This window comes from Kitasatospora sp. NPDC085879, from assembly GCF_040686255.1.
Taxonomy (GTDB): Bacteria; Actinomycetota; Actinomycetes; order Streptomycetales; family Streptomycetaceae; genus Kitasatospora.
The window spans coordinates 1-5,597 of sequence record NZ_JBFBJZ010000155.1 but is presented as its reverse complement, the minus strand read 5'-3'; the positions used below and the strand labels follow the sequence as shown (position 1 = coordinate 5,597).

At 70.7% G+C, this 5,597-nt stretch carries 5 protein-coding genes and 2 tRNA genes; 5 read left to right on the top strand and 2 right to left on the bottom strand.

Annotation, left to right across the window (positions count from 1 at the left end; genetic code table 11):
• Positions 1–185 precede the first annotated feature (185 nt).
• Entirely contained in the window at positions 186–599 is a 414-nt protein-coding gene (locus tag AB0P35_RS41410) for an SsgA family sporulation/cell division regulator (protein ID WP_030268554.1), read from the bottom strand.
• Positions 600–842: 243 nt separating this feature from the next.
• Here AB0P35_RS41410 and AB0P35_RS41405 point away from each other — a divergent pair, with 243 nt between their 5' ends.
• The 3 genes from AB0P35_RS41405 (at position 843) to AB0P35_RS41395 (ending at position 1,676) form a co-directional block, all read left to right on the top strand.
• Entirely contained in the window at positions 843–1,271 is a 429-nt protein-coding gene (locus AB0P35_RS41405) for a TIGR02611 family protein (RefSeq protein WP_363521632.1), read from the top strand.
• A gap of 54 nt (positions 1,272–1,325) precedes the next feature.
• Positions 1,326–1,397: transfer RNA gene (locus tag AB0P35_RS41400), tRNA-Val, on the top strand.
• 207 nt (positions 1,398–1,604) lie between these two features.
• Positions 1,605–1,676, top strand: a tRNA-Val gene (locus tag AB0P35_RS41395).
• Positions 1,677–1,830: 154 nt separating this feature from the next.
• On the opposite strand, the gene AB0P35_RS41390 is transcribed toward AB0P35_RS41395, so the two are convergent.
• Positions 1,831–2,604: a 3'-5' exonuclease gene (locus tag AB0P35_RS41390; protein ID WP_363521630.1), complete on the bottom strand. Its 774-nt coding sequence runs from the start codon at positions 2,602–2,604 to the stop codon at positions 1,831–1,833.
• Positions 2,605–2,895: 291 nt separating this feature from the next.
• On the opposite strand from AB0P35_RS41390, the gene thrS reads away from it, so the two are divergent.
• Together thrS and AB0P35_RS41380 are read left to right on the top strand one after the other, a co-directional pair.
• Complete coding sequence (thrS, locus tag AB0P35_RS41385; protein WP_095871967.1) at positions 2,896–4,875, top strand: threonine--tRNA ligase; 1,980 nt, start codon at positions 2,896–2,898, stop codon at positions 4,873–4,875.
• Between the two features lie 74 nt (positions 4,876–4,949).
• Positions 4,950–5,510: an HIT domain-containing protein gene (locus AB0P35_RS41380; protein ID WP_095871966.1), complete on the top strand. Its 561-nt coding sequence runs from the start codon at positions 4,950–4,952 to the stop codon at positions 5,508–5,510.
• Positions 5,511–5,597 lie beyond the last annotated feature (87 nt).

The window sequence follows — 5,597 nt, the reverse complement described above, 5'->3', positions numbered from 1 at the left end:
GCAGCACGGCCGGCCACCCCAGTGCGGTGGCCGGCCGTGCTGCCGGGCGCAACCACCGTCGGGCCGACCGGCCCGACGGTGACCCCGAGACCGCCGGTGGTACGTGGCGGCAGGTGCGACCGTGCCCCCGAGTAGGACGGACGCAGTGGGCGTGGCCGCGCCGAGGCGGGCCCGCCGAGGCGAGGTCAGCTTTCGGCGAGGATGTGGGACAGCTCCCGATCGAGGTCGAAGTGACGGTGTTCGGTGCCGGGCGGCACGGCGGCGTCGGTGCGCTTGAGGAACGACTCGAGCGCCCGCGCCGGGGCTTCCAGCAGGGCCTCTCCTTCCGGAGAGCTCAGGGCGATGCAGACGACCCCCTGACCGTGGCTGCGCGACGGCCACACCCGGACGTCGCCGGTCCCGGTCGGTCGGTGCAGCCCCTCCGCGAGGAGATCACGGGCGAACACCCACTCGACGGTCTCGTCGGCACCGGTGTGGAAGGTGGCGTGCACGGCATAGGGGTCCGAGGTGTCGTAGCGCAGGCCCGCGGGGACGGGCAGGGAGGACTCGCTGGACACGATGAGGCGCAGGTGCAGCTCGCAGCTGACCGTGGTGTTCATAAGCGCCAGGGCCTTTCGCTCAGTGTGCGCTCGGGGAATCGCACGTCGGCGAACGGACCATCCCACCCGAAAGCCCGGTGTAAACCCCTCTGTCCCGATTCAACGCCGTGTCGTACCCCTTCCGGCGCATTGCGGAATCGCCGGAGGCGGGGAGTCGGGCCCCGTACCGGCGGGTATCTCCGGTACTTTTCCCGCATGGCTGTACGAAACGACAATCCTGACCGGGTCGAGGACGGGGCACCCATGGCGTCCGACGGTGGCGAGGGCGGGAGCGAGGGCGGCGACCGGTCGGGCGGCGGGGGCCGGCCGCTGGGCTCGCGGGCCCCGGAGTTCATCCGGCGTTCACGGTCGCTGCACCTGAGCTGGCAGGTGGTGATCTTCCTGGTCGGCCTGGCGGTGGTCGGGCTCGGCGTGATCCTGCTGCCGCTGCCCGGTCCGGGCTGGGTGGTCATCTTCCTGGGCATGGGCATCTGGGCCACCGAGTTCGTCTGGGCCCAGCTGGTGCTGCGCTGGACGCGGCGGAAGGTCGCGGAGGCGGCCGAGCGGGCGCTGGACCCGAAGGTGCGCCGCCGCAACATCACGCTGACCGTGATCGGCCTGGTGATCATCGGCGCGCTTCTCGGCTGGTACCTGTGGCGCTACGGCCTGGCGCTGCCCTGGGACCTGCACTGACCGGGAGGGTGTTCGGAGCACCCCCGCGGATGGGGTAATGTTTTCCCTGCACCCGGGCGATTAGCTCAGCGGGAGAGCACTTCGTTCACACCGAAGGGGTCACTGGTTCGATCCCAGTATCGCCCACCCGGAATGCAGTGTGAGATGTAAGGCCCAGACCATTTACAGGTCTGGGCCTTATGTTGTTTTCCGATGATTTCCGAAAAAGCTCGATCGGCTGACGGGTATTCACCGAAGCTGTGCCGGAGGCGATCTGGGGGAGTGTCGGGCGGGCCCGACCGGTAAGCGATTGGGGCGCCGGGCCGGAAGGTGGTACTGTTCTTCTCGTTGCCCGGGCGATTAGCTCAGCGGGAGAGCACTTCGTTCACACCGAAGGGGTCACTGGTTCGATCCCAGTATCGCCCACCGAGCAGCAGGCCTCGACCGCCAAGTGCGGCCGGGGCCTCTGTCGTTGTCGGAGTGTTCGATCCAGGCCGTTCGATCCAGGCCGTTCGGTCCAGGCCGTTCGGTCCGGGACGTCTCGGTCCGGGGGTGTCCGGTCCCGCGGCGTGCCGCCGGCTCAGGCCGCGGCCTCGCAGCGGTGTTCGGCGGTGAGTGTCTGGCCGCAGCCGCAGCGGGCCGGGCGCAGAGGCCAGGCGGTGTCCACCCGCTCCGGGGTGCCCTCCCGGTCGAACCAGCTCTGCAGCCCGCGGGCCTGCGCCGCGTGCCAGACCGCCTGCCGGACGTGCAGTTCGGCCGTGGGCAGTGCGCCCAGCCGCTCCGGGTGCCGGGTGCCGAGCGCGCGCACCAGGTCGAGGGCGGCGGTCGCGTCCGCCGCCGCGTCGTGCGCACCGGTCAGCCGGACCCCGTAGTAGGCGCACAGGTCGGTGAGGGTGCGACGGCCCTTGCGGTAGCGGTCGATGTGCTTGTCCAGCACCCGCGGGTCCAGCACCAGGAGTTCGGTGCCGCCGAGCGCCTCGCCGAGCGAACTGCCGCGGTGCCGGCGCAGCTCCCGGTCGAGCAGGGTGAGGTCGTACGGGGCGTTCATGACCACCAGCGGGACGCCGGCCAGCGCCGTCTCGGCCAGCGCCCGGGCTATCTCGGCGACCACCGTGCGCGGCGGGCGGCCGTGCGTCCGGGCGTGCTCGTCGCTGATCCCGTGCACCGCGCGGGCGCCCTCCGGGATCGGAACTCCGGGGTCGGCCAGCCAGGTTGTGGTGACCGGGGCGGTGCCGGGGGCGCCCTGGAGGACGAGTGCCGCGGAGACGATCCGGTCGTGCTCGACGTCCACGCCGGTGGTCTCGGTGTCGAAGGAGGCGATCGGGCCCTCGTACCAGGGTCGGGACTTCTGCATGACTGCCCCTCAAGTGCCGCCGGGCTGTTGCCCGACGCGCCCCCGAGGACCAGGGGCGCACCGGACTCTGCCCTGGTGATACCGCACTTGACAGCCGCTCAACCGTGCCCCGGGGCGGCTCGCCGGCCGGCGGGGCCGGGACGGCCGGGGCGGGAGGGACGAAAGGGGCCGGACGGGCAGGTGGGGCGGCCGTGGCGCGGCGGAAGGAGCGGTGCGCACCGGACCTGCCGCTCTCGGTACCATCGAGGGGCGCAGCAGGGTGCTGCGGACCACAGATGTCAGGAGAGACCGGTGACCGACGTCCGGATCATCATCAACCGCGAACCCGATCGGGAAGAGCGCGTGGTGACCACGGGCACCACGGCCGCCGACCTCTTCGCCGACGACCGCTCGATCATCGCCGCCCGCGTCGGCGGCCAGCTGAAGGACCTCGCCTACGCCGTGCAGGACGGCGACGAGGTCGAGCCGGTCGAGATCTCCAGCAAGGACGGCCTGGACATCCTGCGGCACTCCACCGCGCACGTGATGGCGCAGGCCGTGCAGCAGCTCTTCCCGGAGGCCAAGCTCGGCATCGGCCCGCCGGTCAAGGACGGCTTCTACTACGACTTCGACGTCGAGAAGCCCTTCCACCCCGATGACCTCAAGGCCATCGAGAAGAAGATGCAGGAGATCATCAAGCGCGGGCAGAAGTTCTCCCGCCGCGTGGTGGCCGACGACGCCGCCCGCGAGGAGCTGGCCGCCGAGCCGTACAAGCTGGAGCTGATCGGCCTCAAGGGCTCCGCCGCGACCGCGGGCGAGGGCGCGGACGTCGAGGTCGGCGCCGGCGAGCTCACCATCTACGACAACCTGGACGCCAAGTCCGGCGAGCAGTGCTGGGGCGACCTCTGCCGCGGCCCGCACCTGCCCAGCACCCGGCACATCCCGGCGTTCAAGCTGATGCGCAACGCGGCGGCCTACTGGCGCGGCAGCGAGAAGAACCCGATGCTGCAGCGCATCTACGGCACCGCCTGGCCGAGCAAGGACGAGCTGAAGGCGCACCTCGACTTCCTGGTCGAGGCCGAGAAGCGCGACCACCGCAAGCTCGGCAACGAGCTCGACCTGTTCTCCATCCCGGAGCAGATCGGCTCCGGCCTCGCCGTCTTCCACCCCAAGGGCGGCATCATCCGCCGGGCCATGGAGGACTACTCGCGCCGCCGGCACGAGGAGGAGGGCTACGAGTTCGTCTACACCCCGCACGCCACCAAGGGGAAGCTGTTCGAGACCAGCGGCCACCTGGACTGGTACGCCGACGGCATGTACCCCCCCATGCAGCTCGACGAAGGCGTGGACTACTACCTCAAGCCCATGAACTGCCCGATGCACAACCTGATCTTCGACGCGCGCGGCCGGTCCTACCGTGAACTGCCGCTGCGCCTGTTCGAGTTCGGCACCGTGTACCGGTACGAGAAGTCCGGTGTGGTGCACGGCCTGACGCGTGCCCGCGGCTTCACCCAGGACGACGCGCACATCTACTGCACCCGCGAGCAGATGGCGGACGAGCTCGACTCGACCCTGACCTTCGTGCTCAACCTGCTGCGCGACTACGGCCTGACCGACTTCTACCTGGAGCTCTCCACCAAGGACCCGGAGAAGTACGTCGGCGCGGACGAGACCTGGGAGGAGGCCACCGCCGTCCTCTCCGCCGTGGCCGAGAAGCAGGGCCTCCCGCTGGTGCCGGACCCGGGCGGCGCGGCCTTCTACGGCCCGAAGATCTCCGTCCAGGCCAAGGACGCGATCGGCCGCACCTGGCAGATGTCGACCATCCAGCTCGACTTCAACCTGCCGGAGCGCTTCGACCTCGAGTACACCGCGGCGGACGGCTCGCGCCAGCGCCCGGTGATGATCCACCGCGCCCTGTTCGGCTCGATCGAGCGGTTCTTCGCGGTGCTGCTGGAGCACTACGCCGGTGCCATGCCGCCGTGGCTGGCCCCGGTCGCCGTGACCGGCATCCCGATCACCGACGAGCACGTGCCGTACCTGCTGGACGTCGCGGCCGAGCTCAAGAAGCACGGCATCCGCGTCGAGGTCGACACCTCCGACGACCGGATGCAGAAGAAGATCCGCAACGCCCAGAAGCAGAAGGTCCCCTTCATGCTGATCGCGGGCAACGACGACGTCGAGGCGGGCGCGGTGTCCTTCCGCTACCGCAACGGCGAGCAGAAGAACGGTGTGCCGGTCGCCGACGCGGTGGCCGAGATCGTGGACGCGGTGCAGCGCCGCATCCAGGTCTGACCTCGTACGCAGTCGGCCGGGGCGGGTCCGCACGGACCCGCCCCGGCCTTTTCGGCACCCCGGTCGGGACGCATATGCTGATCGGCATGACGAGTGAGCCCGAACTGCAGCGGGGCGTGGGGGAGCCGGACGGCTTCCGCCGCCTGTGGACCCCCCATCGGATGGCGTACATCCAGGGTGAGAACAAGCCCACCGGCCCGTCCCCGGACGACGGCTGCCCGTTCTGCGGCATCCCGAAGCTCACCGACGAGGAGGGGCTGGTCATCGCCCGCGGCTCGGCCGTGTTCGCGGTGCTCAACCTCTACCCGTACAACGGCGGCCACCTGATGGTCGTCCCGTACCGGCACGTCGCGGACTACACGGAGCTGGACGAGGCCGAGACGGCCGAGCTCGCCGTCTTCACCAAGCACGCGATGACCGCGCTTCGCACCGCCTCCGGCGCGCACGGCTTCAACATCGGCATGAACCAGGGCGCCGCCGCGGGCGCCGGCATCGCCGCCCACCTGCACCAGCACGTGGTGCCGCGCTGGGGCGGGGACACCAACTTCATGCCGGTGGTCGGCCACACCAAGGTGCTGCCGCAGCTGCTCGCCGACACCCGCAAGATGCTGGCCGACGCCTGGCCGCAGGGCTGAGCCGTCCCGCACACGACGGGGCCGGCACCGCGAGGATTCCCTCGGGGTGCCGGCTGAGCCGTCCCGCACACGACGGGGCCGGCACCC